Genomic DNA, 16102 nt, shown 5'->3' with positions numbered 1-16102 from the left:
GGGTGCGGCTGTTTGGCGACTGCGGGCCGTTTGTGGCTTGTCGCGCCCACGCGGCGGAGCCGCACATCGACACAGCCCCGCGCCCCTTCAGGGCGCTACGCGATGCCCTCCGGGATCGCCTTCTTGATGGGGGCGGCGAAGTCCGTCAGCGGGCCCACCCCGTCTGCCCTTCGCTCCTTGGGGAGCGTCACCTCCACGTACGCCTTGCGCAGCGTCGTGGTGAAGCGGAACGAACCGTCCGGGCGCTCCCGCAGCAGCCACCCCACGCCGTTCACGCTCACCCCGTCGGCCTGGGGGTCGTTCATCCGCGCCGGTCGCGGCACCCCGCAGCGCAGTATGATCGCCGGGTCTCCCCACCCCGCGGTGAGCCGTGAGGCGGGCTCGGGGTCCCGACGGGTCAGGCCGCTCACCTTCTGTGGCAGCCGCGCGTCCAGGTCCCGGCACCAATCGGCGGCCTCGGCGCCCGGTGAGGGAACCGTGGCCGCCGCGCTGTCGTCCGTTGAGGAGCAGCCCGCGCACGCGATCAGCAGTGCGAGGGAACACGGGATCAGCGGGGAGCGGAGCCGGCGGGGAACGTTCACCGGCCAAGGGTAGACGGGGGCTACAAGTGCACGACCGGGCAGGTCAGGGTGCGGGTGATGCCGTCCACTTGCTGGACCTTGGCGACCACCATGCGGCCGAGTTCGTCGACCGTGTCCGCCTGGGCGCGCACGATGACATCGTAGGGACCGGTCACGTCCTCGGCCTGGATCACTCCCGGGATCTTGCCGATCAGCTCGGCGACGGTCGACGCCTTGCCGACCTCGGTCTGGATCAGGATGTACGCCTGTACCACGGAACCTCCAGGGCGGCCACGAGGATCATGTGGGGAGAAGGGACGCCACGGTACCGCGTCGCCGCTCGCCACGGGGAGACCCGGGGGAGCCGCGCCGCACACATCGCGGTGGACGGACAACAGAGGTTGACGGTCACGTCGACCGTACCGACGACAGGGACGGCTCGCGACCGCAAGCGGACCGCGCCCATCGTGGCAATAGGGGCAATCGTGGCAGAAGGAGCAGCACGCGCATGAAGGGCACCGTCGGCGAGTTGGGGGAGTTCGGGCTCATCAGGGAGCTCACCTCGCGGCTCACCTCCACTCCGGCCGTACGCGTCGGTCCCGGCGACGACGCCGCCGTCGTGGCCGCCCCTGACCGCAGGGTCGTGGCGAGCACCGACATCCTCCTGGAGGGCCGGCACTTCCGCCGCGACTGGTCGACGGCGTACGACGTGGGCCGCAAGGCCGCCGCGCAGAACCTCGCCGACATCGCCGCCATGGGCGCCGTGCCGACCGCGATCCTGCTCGGCCTCGTCGTCCCCGCGGAACTGCCCGCGAGCTGGCCCACCGAGCTCATGGACGGCCTTCGGGACGAGTGCCAGGTGGCGGGCGCCGCCGTCGTCGGCGGCGACGTCGTGCGCGGCGACACCATCACCGTGTCGATCACCGCGCTCGGCGACCTGCGCAACCACGAGCCCGTCACGCGCGCGGGCGCGCAGCCCGGCGACGTCGTCGCCGTCACGGGCTGGCTCGGCTGGTCCGCGGCCGGGCACGCGGTGCTCTCCCGTGGCTTCCGCTCGCCGCGCGCCTTCGTGGAGGCCCACCGCAGGCCCGAACCGCCGTACCACGCGGGCCCCGCGGCCGCCGGGCTCGGCGCGACCGCCATGACGGACGTCAGCGACGGCCTGATCGCCGACCTCGGGCACATCGCCGACGCCAGCAAGGTGCGCATCGACGTCCGCTCCGGCGATGTGGACGTGCCCTCCCAGATGAACGACATCGCGCAGGCCGTCGGCATCGACCCGCTGCAGTGGGTGCTCAACGGCGGCGAGGACCACGCGATCGTCGCCACCTTCCCCGCGGACGTGAAGCTGCCCGCCCGCTGGAAGGTCATCGGCGAGGTCCTCAACCCCTCCGCGATGCCCCAGGTGACCGTGGACGGCGCGCCCTGGACGAGCAAGGGCTGGGACCACTTCGGGGACAACGGGGGCCACGACTGATGGCGCCGGGCCCCCAGGCACGTACCGCGCCGCCCCGGGTCCTGACCGTCGCGGGCTCCGACTCCGGCGGCGGCGCCGGGATCCAGGCCGACCTGAAGACCATGCTCGCCCTCGGCACGCACGGCATGAGCGTCCTCACCGCCGTCACCGCGCAGAACTCCCTGGGCGTGCAGGGCGCCTGGGAGCTGCCCGTGGCGGCCGTGCGCGCCCAGTACCGCAGCGTCGTCGACGACATCGGCGTCCAGGCCGTGAAGACCGGCATGCTGTCCTCGGCCGAACTGGTCGAGGCGGTCGCCGAGTTGCTCGCGGGCACCGAAGCGCCCGTCGTCGTCGACCCCGTCGGCGTCTCCAAGCACGGCGACGCGCTGCTCGCCGCCTCCGCCCTGGACTCCGTGCGCACGAAGCTCCTTCCGGTCGCCACCGTCGCCACCCCGAACCTGGACGAGGTCGCCCAACTCACCGGGCTTCGCGTCGAGTCCGAGGACGGCATGCGGCGCGCGGCGGCCGCCGTCCTCGCGCACGGGCCTCGGTGGGTGGTCATCAAGGGCGGCCATCTGCCGGGCGGCCACGAGGCCGTGGACCTGCTCACCGACGGCTCCGAAGAGCACTGGCTGCGCATGACGCCCCCGGGGCGCTACGACAACCGCCATACCCACGGCACCGGCTGCACGCTGGCCAGCGCGATCGCCGCGCAGCTGGCGAAGGGGCAGTCGGTGCCCGAGGCCGCGCACGCCGCCAAGGAGTACGTCTCCGGGGCCATCGCCGCCGGGTTCGCGCTCGGCGGCGGCATCGGCCCCGTCGATCACGGCTGGCGGTTCAGGGACGGCATGGGCCCCTCGGGGACCGGGGAGCCGAACGCCGGGTAGTCCTTGAGCTCGATGTCGTTGGCCGCCTTCTCCGTGAGGCGCTTGAAGAAGCCCGCGAGGAAGCGGGAGCTCAGCATCCGGTACGCCCGGTCACGGTTGCGGATCTCCCTCTGTGTCGGCGGCGCGAGGAAAGGACCCGCGTTGCCCGAGAGCTTCTGGCAGCCCTTCGCGAAGCCGGTGATCTCCGCCTCGTACGCGGCGAAGGCGGCCCGGTGGTCGCCGCCGGCCAGGGCCAGCTCACCGGCCAGGACGTAGGCGCCCACCAGGGCGGTGCCCGTGCCCATGCCGCCCATCGTGGCGCCGTACCCGGCGTCTCCTAGGAGCACGACACGCCCCTGGGAGAGCCGGTCGACATGGACCTGGGCGATCGCGTCGAAGTACAGGTCGTCCGCGCTCTCCAGGGCCTCAAGGATCCGCGGCGCGTGCTTCCAGCGGACGCCGGCGAACCGCTCGGCGATGAGCCGCTTCTGCTGGGCCACGTCGTGCCGGTCGTAGGCGAGCTCATCGGACTGGAACACCAGGAACGCGCCCGCGCTGTCCGCGACGCCGTCGTAGTTGGCGACGCCGAGCAGCAGGCCTGGCACGCTGCACAGCCGTGACGTGCGGTTCAGGCCCAGGTGGTTGGGCATGTCGAAGCCCGCCACGTAGTAGCGCAGGAAGCGGACGTACCGCGCCTCGTCGCCGAAGGCCAGGCGGCGGGTGTGCGAGTGCAGGCCGTCCGCGCCGACGACGATGTCGAAGCGGCGGGGAGCGCCGCGCTCGAAGGTGACGTCGACGCCGTCGGCGTCCTCGCTCAGGCGCGTGACGGAGTCCCCGAAGACGTACTCCACACGGTCCCGCGTCCGCTCGTACATGATCTTGGCGAGGTCGCCGCGGAAGATCTCCACCTCGCCGCTCATCAGGAACGCGGGCAGGTCCACCCGCTCACGGTCGTCGACGTCGACGACCGTCTGGCGGCCCATGTGGGTCTGGCGGCCCCGCACCTCGTCCCAGATGCCCATGCGCCGCAGCACCGTGCGGTGCGCGTGGCCGCGGAAGTCGACCGCGAAGCCGCCCTCGCGCAGCGCGGGTGCCTTCTCGACGACGGTGACGCGGGCGCCGTACCGGGCGAGCCACAGGGCGAGCGCGGGGCCAGCGACGCTGGCGCCGGAGATCAGGACGTCGAGGTGGGCGAGGGGGAGGGCCTGGTGGGCGGGCTCCTGTGAGTACGTCGGGTTCGTCATGCCCCGAGCGTCGGGGGCGCCGCTTACCGGGGGCTGACCGGCGGCTGACCGCGCCGTGCCGCAGGCTGACCAGGTCTCGCCGCTGGCTGACCGGAGCGCAGCGCCGCCTCCCGCTCCGCGCGTCCCGCCGCGAAGGCCCGCTCGTACGCCGCCGCGCCGAGCCGTCCACGGGCGGCCGCCACCAGTGGGGCCACGTCCGGATCGTCCGCGACCAGGGTGCCCCGCAGCCCGGCGGCCGCGCCCAGGAGCCGGGCGGTCTCCTCCGGGGCGCGTGCGACGGCCGCCAAGGCCTCGGCTGTCTCGGCTAGTTCCTGGCCGCCCCTGAAGTCGAGGGCGAGCTGCCGGGCCTGCTCGTACCAGTCGCGGGCCTCGTCCGGGCGGGATTCGGCGAGCGCCGTGCGGCCCATGCCGATGAAGATCCGGGCCGTCTCGGTCTCGCTGAACCAGTTGGCGGCGCACGCCCGCAGGGCCTCTTCGTAGTGGCCGCGTGCCTGTGCCGTGTCTCCGGAGAGGCGGGCCACATCGCCGAGACCTCGTAGCGTCGTCGCCACCTTGTCGCGTACGCCGATGCTCCGGGCCAGCTCCCCGGCCTGCCGGAAATGCTCGGCCGCCGCCTCCAAGGCGCCCTGGAGCAGCAGGACCGTGGCGCGCTGGTGCAGCAGGTCGCTGGTCTCCTCCGGGGAGGCGAGTTCCCGTACGTGGGTGAGGCCCTCGTCGATCAGGTCCAGGGCGTGGGCGTGTTCGCCGCGCCATCCGGCGAACATCGCGAGCGGGTCGAGGCAGTTGGCCATGCCCCAGCGGTCGCCGTTGTCCCGGAAGGCCGCGAGGGCGCGGGTGAAGGACGCCTCGGCGGCGCCGGTCCGCCCCGCGAACAGGTCCTGGAACCCAAGGCCGAGGTCCAGCAGGGCCCGCCCCCACGGGCTGCCGCCGACCTGCGCCCGCACCTGCTCCTCCACGGCCGTGCGCGGCCCGCCCGCGAGCGACCACAGCACGATCAGGAACGGCAGCCTCAGCGGGCCCTCCAGGGAGGCCAGCAGGGTGTCCACGCGCGCGAGCCGGTGCGGTTCCCCCGGGTCGTCGCCCTCGCCCGCGACCGTGGTGATCAGACACAGGACGTACTCCTCCACCAGGCCGTCCGGCGCGTCCTCGCCCACGGCCGCCAGGAGGTCGGCGGCGACCCGGACCCGCTCTCCGTAGAGGCCGCGCAGCCGCCAGAACCAGGACAGGGCGGCCATCAGGCGCAGGCCCGCACGCGGGTCGGTGCGCGTGAGGCGGCGCAGGGCCGCGTCCAGGTTGCCGTGGTCGGCGGCGAGGCGGGCGAGCCAGGACACCTGCCCGCGCCCGTACAGCCGTGGCGCGCCCTCCTCGGCGAAGCGCAGGAAGTACGCGGCGTACGCGTCCCGCAGCCGGTCCTCCTCGCCCGCGTCCGCGAGCCGCTCCGCGCAGAAGGCGCGGATGGTCTCCAGCATCCGGTACCGCCCGTCGGCCCTCTCCACGAACGACTTCTCCACGAGCGAGGCCAGCGGGTCCTCCGGATACGGCACCGCGCACACCGCGTCGACCGCGTCGAGCGTGGCCCCCGAAGGGAACACGGTGAGCCGCCGGGCCAGCTCCCGCTCCTCGTCGTCGAGCAGGTCCCAGCTCCATTCGACGACCGCGTGCAGGGTGCGGTGGCGCGGCGCCTTCGTGCGGTCCCCGCGCGACAGGAGCCGGAAGCGGTCGCCCAGGCGCGCGGCGAGCTCGTCGAGGGTGAGGGTGCGAAGGCGGGCCGCGGCCAGCTCGATGGCCAGGGGCAGGCCGTCGAGGGCGGCGCAGACGGAGCCGACGAGGGCGTCGTCCGCCCGGGGCGCGGCGTCCGGGCGCACGGCGGCGGCCCGCTCCACGAAGAGCCGGGCCGCGGGGGCGGCGGCCAGGGGCGGCACCGGGACGTGCGTCTCGCCGGTGATCCCGAGCGCCTCCCTGCTGGTGGCGAGGACGCGCACTCCGGGGCAGGCGCCGAGCAGCAGCCCGGCGACGCGGGCCGCGTCGTCCACCACGTGCTCGCAGTTGTCCAGGACGAGCAGCAGGGGCCCGCGGTCCTCCAGGGCGGCCAGGAGCCGTTCGGTGGCATCGCCCCCGCGCGCGTGGAAGCCGTCGCGCACGCCGAGGGCGCCGAGGACGGCGTAGGTCACACGGGACCCGTCGGAGAGCGGCGCCAGCTCCACGAAGCACACCTCCCGCGTCCCCGCGAGCTCCCGGGCGGCCTCCACCGCGAGCCGCGTCTTGCCCGCGCCGCCCGGCCCGGTCAGCGTCACCAGGCGGGAGCGGGCGAGGTGGTCACGGACGCGGGCCAGTTCGTCGGCGCGGCCCACGAGCGGCGTCAGGGGCGCGGGGACGCGCGCGCGGCGGCCCGGTCCCGCGCCCCGCAGCAGCTCCAGGTGGAGCGCGGACAGCTCCGCCGACGGGTCGGCGCCCAGCTCCCGCGCGAGCGTGCCCCGCGCCTCCTCGAACACCGTGAGCGCCTCGGCCGCGCGTCCGCTCGCGTGCAGGGCCCGCATCAGCTGTCCGTACAGCCGCTCGCTCAGCGGATGGGCGGCGAGCAGCTCGCGCAGCTCCGGTACGAGGCCGGGGCCGCCGCCGGTCGCCAGGCCCGCGTCGATCCGGTCCTGGGCGGCGGCGAGCCGGAGCTCCTCCAGGCGCGCGACGGAGGCGTGCGCGCCGGGCAGATCGGGGAGCGCCGGGCCGCGCCACAGCCCGAGGGCCTCGTCGAGGAGGGCGGCGGCCCGCGCGGGGTCCCCGGCTGCCAGAGCCGTGCGGCCCGCGCGCGCGAGGGCTTCGAAGCGGTGGGCGTCGACGTCGTCGGGGGAGACCGCCAGGCGGTATCCGGCGGCGGTGGCCTCGATGGGCACGCCCAGGCGCTTGCGCAGCCGCGACACCTGGGACTGCAGCGCGTTCGCGGTCCCCGCGGGCGGCCGCTCGCCGTACAGGCCGTCGGTCAGCCGCTCGACGGGCACGGTACGGCCCGCGTCCAGGAGCAGCAGGGTGAGCAGGGCCCGGGGCCGGGGGCCGCCCGGGTCGACGGGGTCGTCGCCGGGGGTGCGTATGTCGAGGGGGCCGAGGATGCCGAACCGCATCCGCCTGATTCTGGCAGGGCGGGACGGGCACGCGAAAAAGCCGGCCCCCGAGGGGACCGGCTTTTTCGGTAACCGGCCAGGTGGCCGCGCAGAACTACGTCAGCGCGAGACCTTGCCGGCCTTGATGCACGAGGTGCAGGCGTTGAGCCGCTTCGGCGTCCCGCCGACCACGGCACGCACGCGCTGGATGTTCGGGTTCCAGCGACGGGGCGTACGGCGGTGCGAGTGCGAGATGTTGTTGCCGAAGCCCGGCCCCTTGCCGCAGACGTCGCAGTTGGCAGCCACGGGTCACTCCAAAGACTTCAGATGCTCTTACGGTTAAACCCGGCATGCCGGGATCAGAGCGATGATCTGGGTGGCGTTGCCAGGGGAATGGCCCGATGGGTATCGGGCAACCGGAGCAGCATACAACGACTGCTTCGGTACAACGAAACTACCATGCTTCCCCCGGGGGCCGCCCCGGCCACCCCTCCCGCCCCCACCCGCCCATCGGTCTACGCTGCGTCCCATTCCGCAGTCCCGGCCGTCCGGACGCTATCTAGGAGGCGACAGTTGCCGCAGAACCTCGACGCGGTCGCGATCCGCGCGTGGAGCGCACTGGCTCTGGACGCGCTGGGACAGGCCCGCGAGGAGATCGACGCGATCAACGTCTACCCGGTCGCGGACGCGGACACCGGAACGAACCTCTACTTGACGATGGAGTCGGCGGCCCAGGCCGTCGACGCGGTGTTCACGGGCCTGGAGCCGTCCCGGCCCGCCCTGGCCGAGGCGGTGCGCGCGCTCGCGCACGGAGCGCTGATCGGGGCCCGCGGCAATTCGGGCACGATCCTCGCGCAGCTGCTGCGGGGGATGGCGCAGGTGCTCGCCGAGCGGCCCGGCGGTGGCGCACTTCACACGGAACCAGGCCCGGAGTCGGAGGGCGAGCGCCTGGCGTCGGCCCTGCGGCACGCGGCCCGGTCCGCGTACACGGCGGTCGCGCACCCGGTGGAGGGCACGGTCCTGACGGTCGCCGGGGCCGCCGCCGACGCCGCCGAGGCCGTGGGGGCGACGGACGACTGCGGCGCGGTGGCCCGCGCGGCCTACGGCGGCGCCTGCGCGGCCCTCGACGCGACCCCCGGCCAGCTGGCCGTGCTCGGCCGCGCGGGCGTGGTGGACGCCGGGGGACGCGGGCTCGTGGCGGTGCTCGGCGCGCTCGTGGGGGCGCTGTCCGGCGAAACCGTCACCCCCTGGAGCCGGGGGAGCGCCCACGCGCGCGTGGACGACGACGGGAGCACGGCGCCCGCGGCCTTCGGCGACGGGCCGGTGGCCGCGGCCGTCCCCCAGGAGTGCGCGGACACCCCCGCCGACGGCTCCGGCCCCGCCTTCGAGGTGATCTACCTCCTGGAGGCGGGCGACGACGCCGTGGCCCGGCTGCGGACCCGGCTCGACGCGCTCGGCGACTCCCTCGTCGTGGTCGGCGGCGACGGGCTGTGGAACGTCCACGTCCACGTGGACGACGCGGGCGCGGCCGTGGAGGCCGGGGTCGAGGCGGGCCGCCCGTACCGCATCCGCATCACCCACTTCGGCGTCGGCGACGCCCACGCCGCGCGCGCCGCGCGCCGCCCCCGCGAGCGCGTGCAGCGCGGGATCGTGGCGGTCGTACGGGGTCAGGGCCTCGCGGAGCTCTACGGCGAGGCCGGGGCGACCACCGTGCCCGCCCGCGCGGGGGAGCCGCCCGCCAGCGGCGAGCTCGTGGAGGCCGTGCGGCGCGCCCACGCGCGCGAGGTGGTGCTCCTGCCCAACGACGCCGAGCTGCGCCACACCGCGGCGGCCGCCGCCGAACAGGCCCGCTCCGAAGGCGTACGGGTCGCCCTGATCCCCACGCGCTCCGCGGTCCAGGGCATCGCCGCGCTCGCCGTGCACGAGCCGGACCGCCGCTTCGACGAGGACGTCGTCGCGATGACGGCGGCCGCCGGGGCCACCCGGTACGCGGAACTGGCCGTCGCCGAGCGGCAGTCCTGGACGACGGCGGGCATCTGCCAGGCCGGGGACGTCCTCGGCCTCATCGACGGCGACGTCGCGGTCATCGGCTCCGAGACCGCGGCCACCGCCGCGGCGGTCCTCGACCGGATGCTGGCCGCGGGCGGCGAGATGGTGACGCTGGTCCTGGGCGACGAGGTGCCGGACGCGGTGGCGGAAACCCTCCAGAAGCACGTACGCGACGGCCACCTGGCCGTGGACACGATCCTCTACCGGGGCGGGCCCCATGCCCCCCTGCTGCTCATCGGCGTGGAGTAGCCCTCTTCCCCGCCGAAGGTTTCAGCCCGTCCGGCGTTTGAGGACGAGGCGCGGAGCGCCAATGCGGTTGAGCGGGGGGCCGGGGGCGGCCAGCACCCGGTTCGGGAAGGGGCGGGCCTGGGGCGCGCCGCGAGGCCCCCGCAGCAGGATGTCAGTCCCGTGGTGTGCAATGGACCACGTGCCCGCGCTCCAAGAACCGCTGAAGAACGCCCTAGGCCAGGCCACCGCGAAGGTCATGGCCGAACACCTCGCCCTGCACACGGTCGGCGACCTCCTCCACCACTACCCCCGCCGCTACGCGGAGCGGGGCGAGCTCACCACCCTCGCCGACCTCCCCCTGGACGAGCACGTCACGGTCGTGGCCCAGGTCGCGACCGCCCGCGTCCTGACGTTCAACGGCGGCCGGGGCCAGCGCCTGGAAGTCACGATCACCGACGGCAGCGGCCAGCTCCAGCTGGTCTTCTTCGGCCGCGGCATCCACAAGCCGCACAAGGACCTGCTGCCCGGCACCCGCGCGATGTTCGCGGGCAAGGTCTCCGTCTTCAACCGCAAGACACAGCTCGCCCACCCCGCGTATCAGCTGCTGCACGCCGACGGCGACTCCGCGGCCGAGGCCGTGGACTCCTGGGCGGGTGCCCTCATCCCGATCTATCCGGCCACCGCCAAGCTGGAGTCCTGGAAGATCGCCAAGTCCGTGGACGCGGTGCTGCCCAGCGCCCAGGAGGCCCAGGACCCGCTGCCGCACACGCTGCGCGAGGGCCGGGGCCTGATCCCGCTCCCCGAAGCCCTCCTGAAAATCCACCGGCCGCACACGAAGGCGGACATCGCCACCGCCCGCGACCGCCTGAAGTGGGACGAGGCCTTCGTCCTCCAGGTCGCCCTGGCCCGGCGCCGGTTCGCGGACTCCCAGCTGCCCGCCGTGGCCCGCAGGCCCCGCCCGGACGGCCTCCTGGACGCCTTCGACGCCAAGCTGCCCTTCGAGCTCACGGACGGCCAGCGCCGCGTCTCCGGGGAGATCTTCACCGACCTGGCGACGGAGCACCCCATGCACCGCCTCCTCCAGGGCGAGGTCGGCTCCGGCAAGGCGCAGCCGCTCGACGCGCTGGTCCTGACGCCTGAGGGGTTTCGGCCGATGGGTGACATGAGGCCGGGAGACTCAGTCGTCGTGCCCACGGGGGAGATCGCTGTGGTCGACGGAGTGTTCCCGCAGGGCGAGCGTGACGTCTGGCGCCTGACGTTGTCGGACGGCAGTTCCGTCGAGTGCGACGACGAGCACCTGTGGATCGTCGGCACGAGCGGCGGGTGGCACCGCGGTCAAGCCCCCGAGGTCCTGACGACCAGAGAGATCCGGCTCGATCTCGTCCAGGCGGACGGATCGTCGAAGTGGTATCTCCCCGCTGCGACCCCCGTGGACCTGGGAGGCGATGAAGGGCTGCCCCTCGACCCCTACTTCTTCGGGCTTCTGCTGGGCGGCGGGTCGTTCCGGCACGATCTTCGGCTGTCCACCGTCGATGCCGAGATCCATGACGCCGCGGCGGCCGCTGTGGCGCCGGACTGCCGCTTGGCTCCCGTCGCGGGCTCTGCCTGCGACTACACGATCCAGCTCGCCCAGCGCGCCGGAGGCGTTCGCCACCCCGTCATTCAGGCTCTGCGGGACGTGGAGCTGTGGGGTGTCACATCCCACGGCACGTTCATCCCCGACGTGTTCAAGAACACGTCGGTCAAGAACCGACTGGCTCTGTTGCAGGGTCTTCTGGACACGGACGGCACGGTCGAATCGGACGGTGTGAGCATCTCGCTGTGCTCGGCCTCCCGGAGGCTCGCGGAAGACGTCGCCTGGTTCGTTCGCTCCCTGGGCGGCCGGGCACGCGTCCTGCCGAAGGAGGCGGCGTTCGACGTGTCGGTCGCCTTGCCCGCTGAGTACGCCCCTTTCCGGCTGACCCGCAAGGCCGAACGCGTCCGCGAGCGCCCGAAGTACGACACCTTCCGTCGCGCCGTCCGCAGCGTGGACTTCGTCGGACGCGAGCCGGTCCAGTGCATCAGCGTCGCGCACCCGACGCGGGCGTACATCACCGACAACTTCACGGTGACGCACAACACGATGGTGGCCCTGCGCGCCATGCTCGCCGTGGTGGACGCGGGCGGCCAGGCCGCGATGCTCGCGCCCACGGAGGTCCTCGCCCAGCAGCACCACCGCTCGATCACCGAGATGATGGGCGAGCTCGCCGAGGGCGGCATGCTCGGCGGCTCCGAGCACGCCACGAAGGTCACGCTGCTCACCGGCTCCATGGGCACGCCCGCCCGCCGCCAGGCCCTGCTCGACCTGGTCACCGGCGAGGCCGGCATCGTCATCGGCACCCACGCGCTGATCGAGGACAAGGTGCAGTTCCACGACCTGGGCCTGGTCGTCGTCGACGAGCAGCACCGCTTCGGCGTGGAGCAGCGCGACGCCCTGCGCGGCAAGGGCCAGCAGCCGCCGCACCTGCTCGTGATGACGGCCACACCCATCCCGCGCACGGTCGCGATGACGGTCTTCGGCGACCTGGAGACCTCCGTCCTCGACCAGCTGCCCGCGGGCCGCTCCCCGATCTCCACCCACGTCGTCCCGGCCCAGGACAAGCCGCACTTCCTCGCCCGCGCCTGGGAGCGCGTCCGCGAGGAGGTGGAGAACGGCCACCAGGCGTACGTGGTCTGCCCCCGCATCGGCGACACCGAGGACGGCGCCGAGACGGCCGGGGCGGCCAAGAAGGGCGCGAAGAAGAAGCCCGCCGAGGCCGCGGACGAGGCGGAGAAGCGCCCGCCGCTCGCCGTCCTCGACGTCGCCGAGCAGCTCGCGCACGGCCCCCTGAAGGGGCTGCGGGTCGAGGTCCTGCACGGCCGCATGCAGCCGGACGACAAGGACGCGGTGATGCGCCGCTTCGCCGCGGGCGAGACCCACGTCCTGGTCGCCACCACGGTCATCGAGGTCGGCGTGAACGTGCCGAACGCCACCGCGATGGTGATCATGGACGCGGACCGCTTCGGCGTCTCCCAGCTGCACCAGCTCCGCGGCCGCGTCGGCCGCGGCTCCGCCCCCGGCCTGTGCCTGCTCGTCACCGACATGCCCGAGGCGAGCCCGGCCCGCGCCCGCCTCGGCGCGGTGGCCGCCACGCTCGACGGCTTCGAGCTCTCCCGCATCGACCTGGAGCAGCGCCGCGAGGGCGACGTGCTCGGCCAGGCCCAGTCCGGCGTCCGCTCCTCGCTGCGGATGCTCGCCGTCATCGACGACGAGGAGATCATCGCCGCGGCCCGCGAGGAGGCCACCGCGGTGGTGTCCCGCGACCCCGGTCTGGAGCACCTGCCCGCGCTCCGCACGGCCCTGGACGCGCTCCTGGACGAGGAGCGCGAGCAGTACCTCGACAAGGGCTGAAGCCCCCGCACGACATATCGTGAGGGCAAGCCCCACCCCCAGCCGAAGGACGCAGAGACCCTATGACCCGCGTGATCGCCGGCGTGGCCGGCGGGCGCCGCCTGTCCGTCCCGCCGGGAGGCGGCACCCGGCCCACGTCGGACCGCGCCCGCGAAGGCCTGTTCTCCACCTGGCAGGCCCTCCAGGGCCCGCTCGACGGCACCCGCGTCCTCGACCTGTACGCGGGCTCGGGAGCCGTCGGCCTGGAGGCCCTGTCCCGGGGCTCCGCGCACACCCTGCTCGTGGACGCCGACGCCCGCGCGGTGCGCACCATCCGCGAGAACGTGAAGGCGCTCGGCCTGCCCGGCGCCGAGGTGCGAGCGGGCAAAGCCGCTCAGGTCATCCGGGACGCGGCCCCTACCGCCCCCTACGACCTGGTGTTCCTGGACCCCCCCTACGCCGTCAGCGATGACGATCTTCGGGAGATCCTGCTCACACTCCGCTCGACGGGCTGGCTCACGGACGACGCGCTCGTCACCGTTGAACGCGGTACGAGAGGCGGACCCTTCGGCTGGCCCGAGGGATTCGAGGGCCTGAGGTCCCGTCGCTACGGCGAAGGGACGTTTTGGTACGGTCGCGCCGCCTCTACGTACGACGAACAACAAGACGAACAAGAGATCGCGCCATGACCCGACCGGAGAGCGAGGGACTTCCGTTGCGCCGCGCCGTCTGTCCGGGGTCGTTCGACCCCATCACCAATGGGCACCTCGACATCATCGCCCGCGCCTCCAAGCTGTATGACGTCGTGCACGTCGCGGTGATGATCAACAAGTCGAAGAAGGGCCTCTTCGAGATCGAGGAGCGCATCGACCTGATCCGCCAGGTCACCGCCGAGTTCGGCAACGTGGAAGTCGAGTCCTTCCACGGCCTGTTGGTGGACTTCTGCAAGGAGCGCGACATCCCGGCCATCGTCAAGGGCCTGCGCGCGGTCAGCGACTTCGACTACGAGCTGCAGATGGCCCAGATGAACAACGGCCTGTCCGGCGTCGAGACGCTGTTCGTGCCCACCAACCCCGCCTACAGCTTCCTGTCCTCCTCGCTGGTCAAGGAGGTCGCCTCCTGGGGCGGCGACATCGCGCACCTGGTTCCCCCGGTCGTGCTCGAAGCCCTCAACAAGCGCCTCGCGAAGGGCTGATCAAGGGCTACAGTCGTCCCGTCCGTCTCCTCAATCCCTGTAGAGAGTGGCGAGCCAGCGGTGGACGTGCAGAAGAAGATCGACGAGATCGTCGAGGCGGTCGGCAGCGCCAAGTCCATGCCCATGTCCGCCTCGTGCGTGGTCAACCGCGCGCAGCTCCTGTCGATGCTCGAAGAGGTGCGCCAGGCTCTGCCTGGCTCGCTCGCCCAGGCCCAGGAGCTGATCGGCGGCCGCGAGCAGCTCGTCGAGCAGGCCCACCGCGAGGCCGAGAGGATCATCGAGTCCGCGCACGCCGAGCGCGGCTCGCTGATCTCCGACACGGAGGTCGCCCGCCGCTCCCAGAACGAGGCCGACCGCATCCTCGGCGAGGCCCGCGGCCAGGCCGAGGAGATCCGCGCCGAGGCCGATGACTACGTCGACTCCAAGCTCGCCAACTTCGAGGTCGTCCTCACCAAGACCCTCGGCTCCGTCGGCCGCGGCCGCGCGAAGCTCCTCGGCACCGGCCCGGGCCTCGACGGACAGGGCTACGGGGACGCCGAAGACGACGACGCCCCCGAGCGCAGCCACGACCCGGAGACGCTGCGCCGCGACGCCGACGCCTACGTCGACGCCAAGCTCGGCGCCTTCGAGGCCGTCCTCGCCAAGACCCTGGACGCCGTCGGCCGCGGCCGCCAGACGCTGCACGGCCGCGCCCCCGCCGACGAGCTGAGCGAGCTCGGCGCCCACACCGGCGCCGAGCGCACCTCGGACACCGACTTCCTCGCCGACCTCGCAGACCCGGCCAAGGCCGCCGAGCCGCCACGGCCCGCCGCCACCCCCCGCGTCCCCGCCCAGGAGCCGTACGCGCCCCCGCGCCCCGACCACCAGCCGGATCCGTACGCGTACGACCAGCAGGCGGCCTACGGCCAGCAGGCGCAGTACGGCCAGCCGGACCCGTACGCCTACCAGCAGCCCTACGGCCAGCAGGATCCGTACGGCTACCCCCAGGACCCGTACGCCTACCAGCAGCAGGGATACGGCCAGGCGCCGCAGCAGCAGGCGTACGGCCAGCACGTTCAGGAAGGCCAGCCGAGCCCCGCGCCCGCCGTGCTCGACGAGACCAGCCTCTTCGACACGACGATGATCAGCGCGGAGCAGCTGCGCCAGTACGAACAGGGGCGCTAGCCGGTCGGAAGCCGGAGCGGCCGGTTCGCTCGGCCCGGATTGGGCCGATGGCGAAAGGTCCAGTATCCTGGCTCTTCGGTCGCGCGTATGTCCGCGATCAGTGCTGCCCGCTCAGGCCTCAGTCGTGAGGCGTCCGCGTGGCGGCCCCCTTGCCTCACCCTCGGATCTCGAAAGCAGGAAACGCCCTGAGTACGCGCCTCGACCACCGCAACCCCCTCGTGTTCGACACGCACGAGCTGGGCCGGCGTCCCGGTGCCATGCAGCGGCTGACCCGGACCATCGACGCCCCCGGTGCCCCGGCGCCGTTCGGCGTCGAAGGTGTCGTCGGAGTGCCCGAGGGCGCTCCGGTGGAGCTGGAGATCCGCCTGGAGTCGGTCATGGAAGGGGTGCTTGTCACAGGCACCGCCCGTGCATCGGCCGAGGGGGAGTGCGTAAGGTGTCTGGAGCCGCTCGAGCTGGAGCTCGACGCGGACTTCCAGGAGATGTTCTCGTACCCTGACGCCGACGACCGGGGCCGCAGCGCGGAACCGGCCGACGACGCCGAGGAAGACGAGGGCAGGCTCTTTCTCGAGGACGGCATGTTCGACCTCGAGCCGGTGCTGCGTGACGCGGTGGTGCTCGCACTGCCGCTGCAGCCGGTGTGCCAGGAAGACTGTCAGGGACTGTGCTCCGACTGCGGAGCGCGGCTCGCGGACGACCCGGACCACCACCACGATGCCGTCGACATCCGTTGGGCGGCACTGCAGGGACTCGCCGAATCCGTCAAGGGCGGCGAGAAGGACAAGATGAGCGGCGAAGCGCCTCGTTCAGCACGCGCCGCCGAGAAGCAGGAGAAGTAG

13 protein-coding genes are annotated in these 16102 nt (G+C 73.3%); 8 read left to right on the top strand and 5 right to left on the bottom strand.

The window, feature by feature from the left end; genetic code table 11:
* Window positions 1–95: 95 nt before the first annotated feature.
* Both AC07A4_RS29045 and AC07A4_RS29040 read right to left on the bottom strand, forming a co-directional pair.
* Complete coding sequence (locus tag AC07A4_RS29045; protein WP_478604003.1) at window positions 96–581, bottom strand: DUF3515 domain-containing protein; 486 nt, start codon at window positions 579–581, stop codon at window positions 96–98.
* Between the two features lie 20 nt (window positions 582–601).
* Complete coding sequence (locus AC07A4_RS29040; protein ID WP_016642988.1) at window positions 602–835, bottom strand: Lrp/AsnC family transcriptional regulator; 234 nt, start codon at window positions 833–835, stop codon at window positions 602–604.
* A 233-nt stretch (window positions 836–1068) separates the two neighbouring features.
* On the opposite strand from AC07A4_RS29040, the gene AC07A4_RS29035 reads away from it, so the two are divergent.
* Together AC07A4_RS29035 and thiD are read left to right on the top strand one after the other, a co-directional pair.
* Entirely contained in the window at window positions 1069–2037 is a 969-nt protein-coding gene (locus tag AC07A4_RS29035; protein WP_478604001.1) for a thiamine-phosphate kinase, read from the top strand.
* On the top strand, window positions 2037–2903 hold the full coding sequence (gene thiD / locus AC07A4_RS29030; RefSeq protein WP_478603999.1) for a bifunctional hydroxymethylpyrimidine kinase/phosphomethylpyrimidine kinase: 867 nt from the start codon (window positions 2037–2039) through the stop codon (window positions 2901–2903). The genes AC07A4_RS29035 and thiD overlap by 1 nt, the downstream gene beginning before the upstream one ends.
* On the opposite strand, the gene AC07A4_RS29025 is transcribed toward thiD, so the two are convergent.
* The 3 genes from AC07A4_RS29025 to rpmB all read right to left on the bottom strand — a co-directional run bounded on the left by AC07A4_RS29025 (window position 2840) and on the right by rpmB (window position 7524).
* Window positions 2840–4126: an FAD-dependent monooxygenase gene (locus AC07A4_RS29025; RefSeq protein WP_478603997.1), complete on the bottom strand. Its 1287-nt coding sequence runs from the start codon at window positions 4124–4126 to the stop codon at window positions 2840–2842. The two genes, thiD and AC07A4_RS29025, sit on opposite strands and share 64 nt — an antisense overlap.
* Before the next feature lie 23 nt (window positions 4127–4149).
* Window positions 4150–7239, bottom strand: a complete 3090-nt coding sequence (locus tag AC07A4_RS29020) for an AfsR/SARP family transcriptional regulator (protein ID WP_478603995.1) — start codon at window positions 7237–7239, stop codon at window positions 4150–4152.
* Between the two features lie 99 nt (window positions 7240–7338).
* Window positions 7339–7524 carry a 50S ribosomal protein L28 gene (rpmB, locus tag AC07A4_RS29015; RefSeq protein ID WP_030195073.1) on the bottom strand — a complete coding sequence of 62 codons (186 nt, stop codon included), beginning with the start codon at window positions 7522–7524 and terminating at the stop codon, window positions 7339–7341.
* Window positions 7525–7791: 267 nt separating this feature from the next.
* On the opposite strand from rpmB, the gene AC07A4_RS29010 reads away from it, so the two are divergent.
* The 6 genes from AC07A4_RS29010 to AC07A4_RS28985 all read left to right on the top strand — a co-directional run bounded on the left by AC07A4_RS29010 (window position 7792) and on the right by AC07A4_RS28985 (window position 16102).
* Window positions 7792–9516, top strand: coding sequence for a DAK2 domain-containing protein (locus tag AC07A4_RS29010; RefSeq protein ID WP_478603993.1), 1725 nt, complete (start codon window positions 7792–7794; stop codon window positions 9514–9516).
* A gap of 169 nt (window positions 9517–9685) precedes the next feature.
* A complete protein-coding gene (locus AC07A4_RS29005) occupies window positions 9686–12925 on the top strand; it encodes a helicase-related protein (RefSeq protein ID WP_478603991.1) in 3240 nt (1079 codons plus the stop codon).
* 62 nt (window positions 12926–12987) lie between these two features.
* A complete protein-coding gene (rsmD, locus tag AC07A4_RS29000) occupies window positions 12988–13593 on the top strand; it encodes a 16S rRNA (guanine(966)-N(2))-methyltransferase RsmD (RefSeq protein WP_478603989.1) in 606 nt (201 codons plus the stop codon).
* 26 nt (window positions 13594–13619) lie between these two features.
* On the top strand, window positions 13620–14099 hold the full coding sequence (gene coaD / locus AC07A4_RS28995) for a pantetheine-phosphate adenylyltransferase (RefSeq protein WP_478604337.1): 480 nt from the start codon (window positions 13620–13622) through the stop codon (window positions 14097–14099).
* Between the two features lie 60 nt (window positions 14100–14159).
* The gene (locus AC07A4_RS28990) at window positions 14160–15263 is read left to right on the top strand and encodes an ATP synthase F0 subunit B (protein ID WP_478603987.1); all 1104 of its coding nucleotides are present in this window, start codon (window positions 14160–14162) and stop codon (window positions 15261–15263) included.
* 164 nt (window positions 15264–15427) lie between these two features.
* On the top strand, window positions 15428–16102 hold the full coding sequence (locus AC07A4_RS28985; protein WP_478604334.1) for a YceD family protein: 675 nt from the start codon (window positions 15428–15430) through the stop codon (window positions 16100–16102).

It is taken from the genome of Streptomyces sp. NPDC043996 (genome assembly GCF_056435225.1).
This window is presented reverse-complemented; position numbering and strand designations above follow the sequence as displayed.

Coding starts and splice junctions, on each gene's coding strand:
- AC07A4_RS29035 (WP_478604001.1), top strand. CDS start 1,069: ATGAAGGGCACCGTCGGCGAGTTGGGGGAGTTCGGGCTCATCAGGGAG.
- thiD (WP_478603999.1), top strand. CDS start 2,037: ATGGCGCCGGGCCCCCAGGCACGTACCGCGCCGCCCCGGGTCCTGACC.
- AC07A4_RS29025 (WP_478603997.1), bottom strand. CDS start 4,126: ATGACGAACCCGACGTACTCACAGGAGCCCGCCCACCAGGCCCTCCCC.
- AC07A4_RS29020 (WP_478603995.1), bottom strand. CDS start 7,239: ATGCGGTTCGGCATCCTCGGCCCCCTCGACATACGCACCCCCGGCGAC.
- AC07A4_RS29005 (WP_478603991.1), top strand. CDS start 9,686: ATGGACCACGTGCCCGCGCTCCAAGAACCGCTGAAGAACGCCCTAGGC.
- rsmD (WP_478603989.1), top strand. CDS start 12,988: ATGACCCGCGTGATCGCCGGCGTGGCCGGCGGGCGCCGCCTGTCCGTC.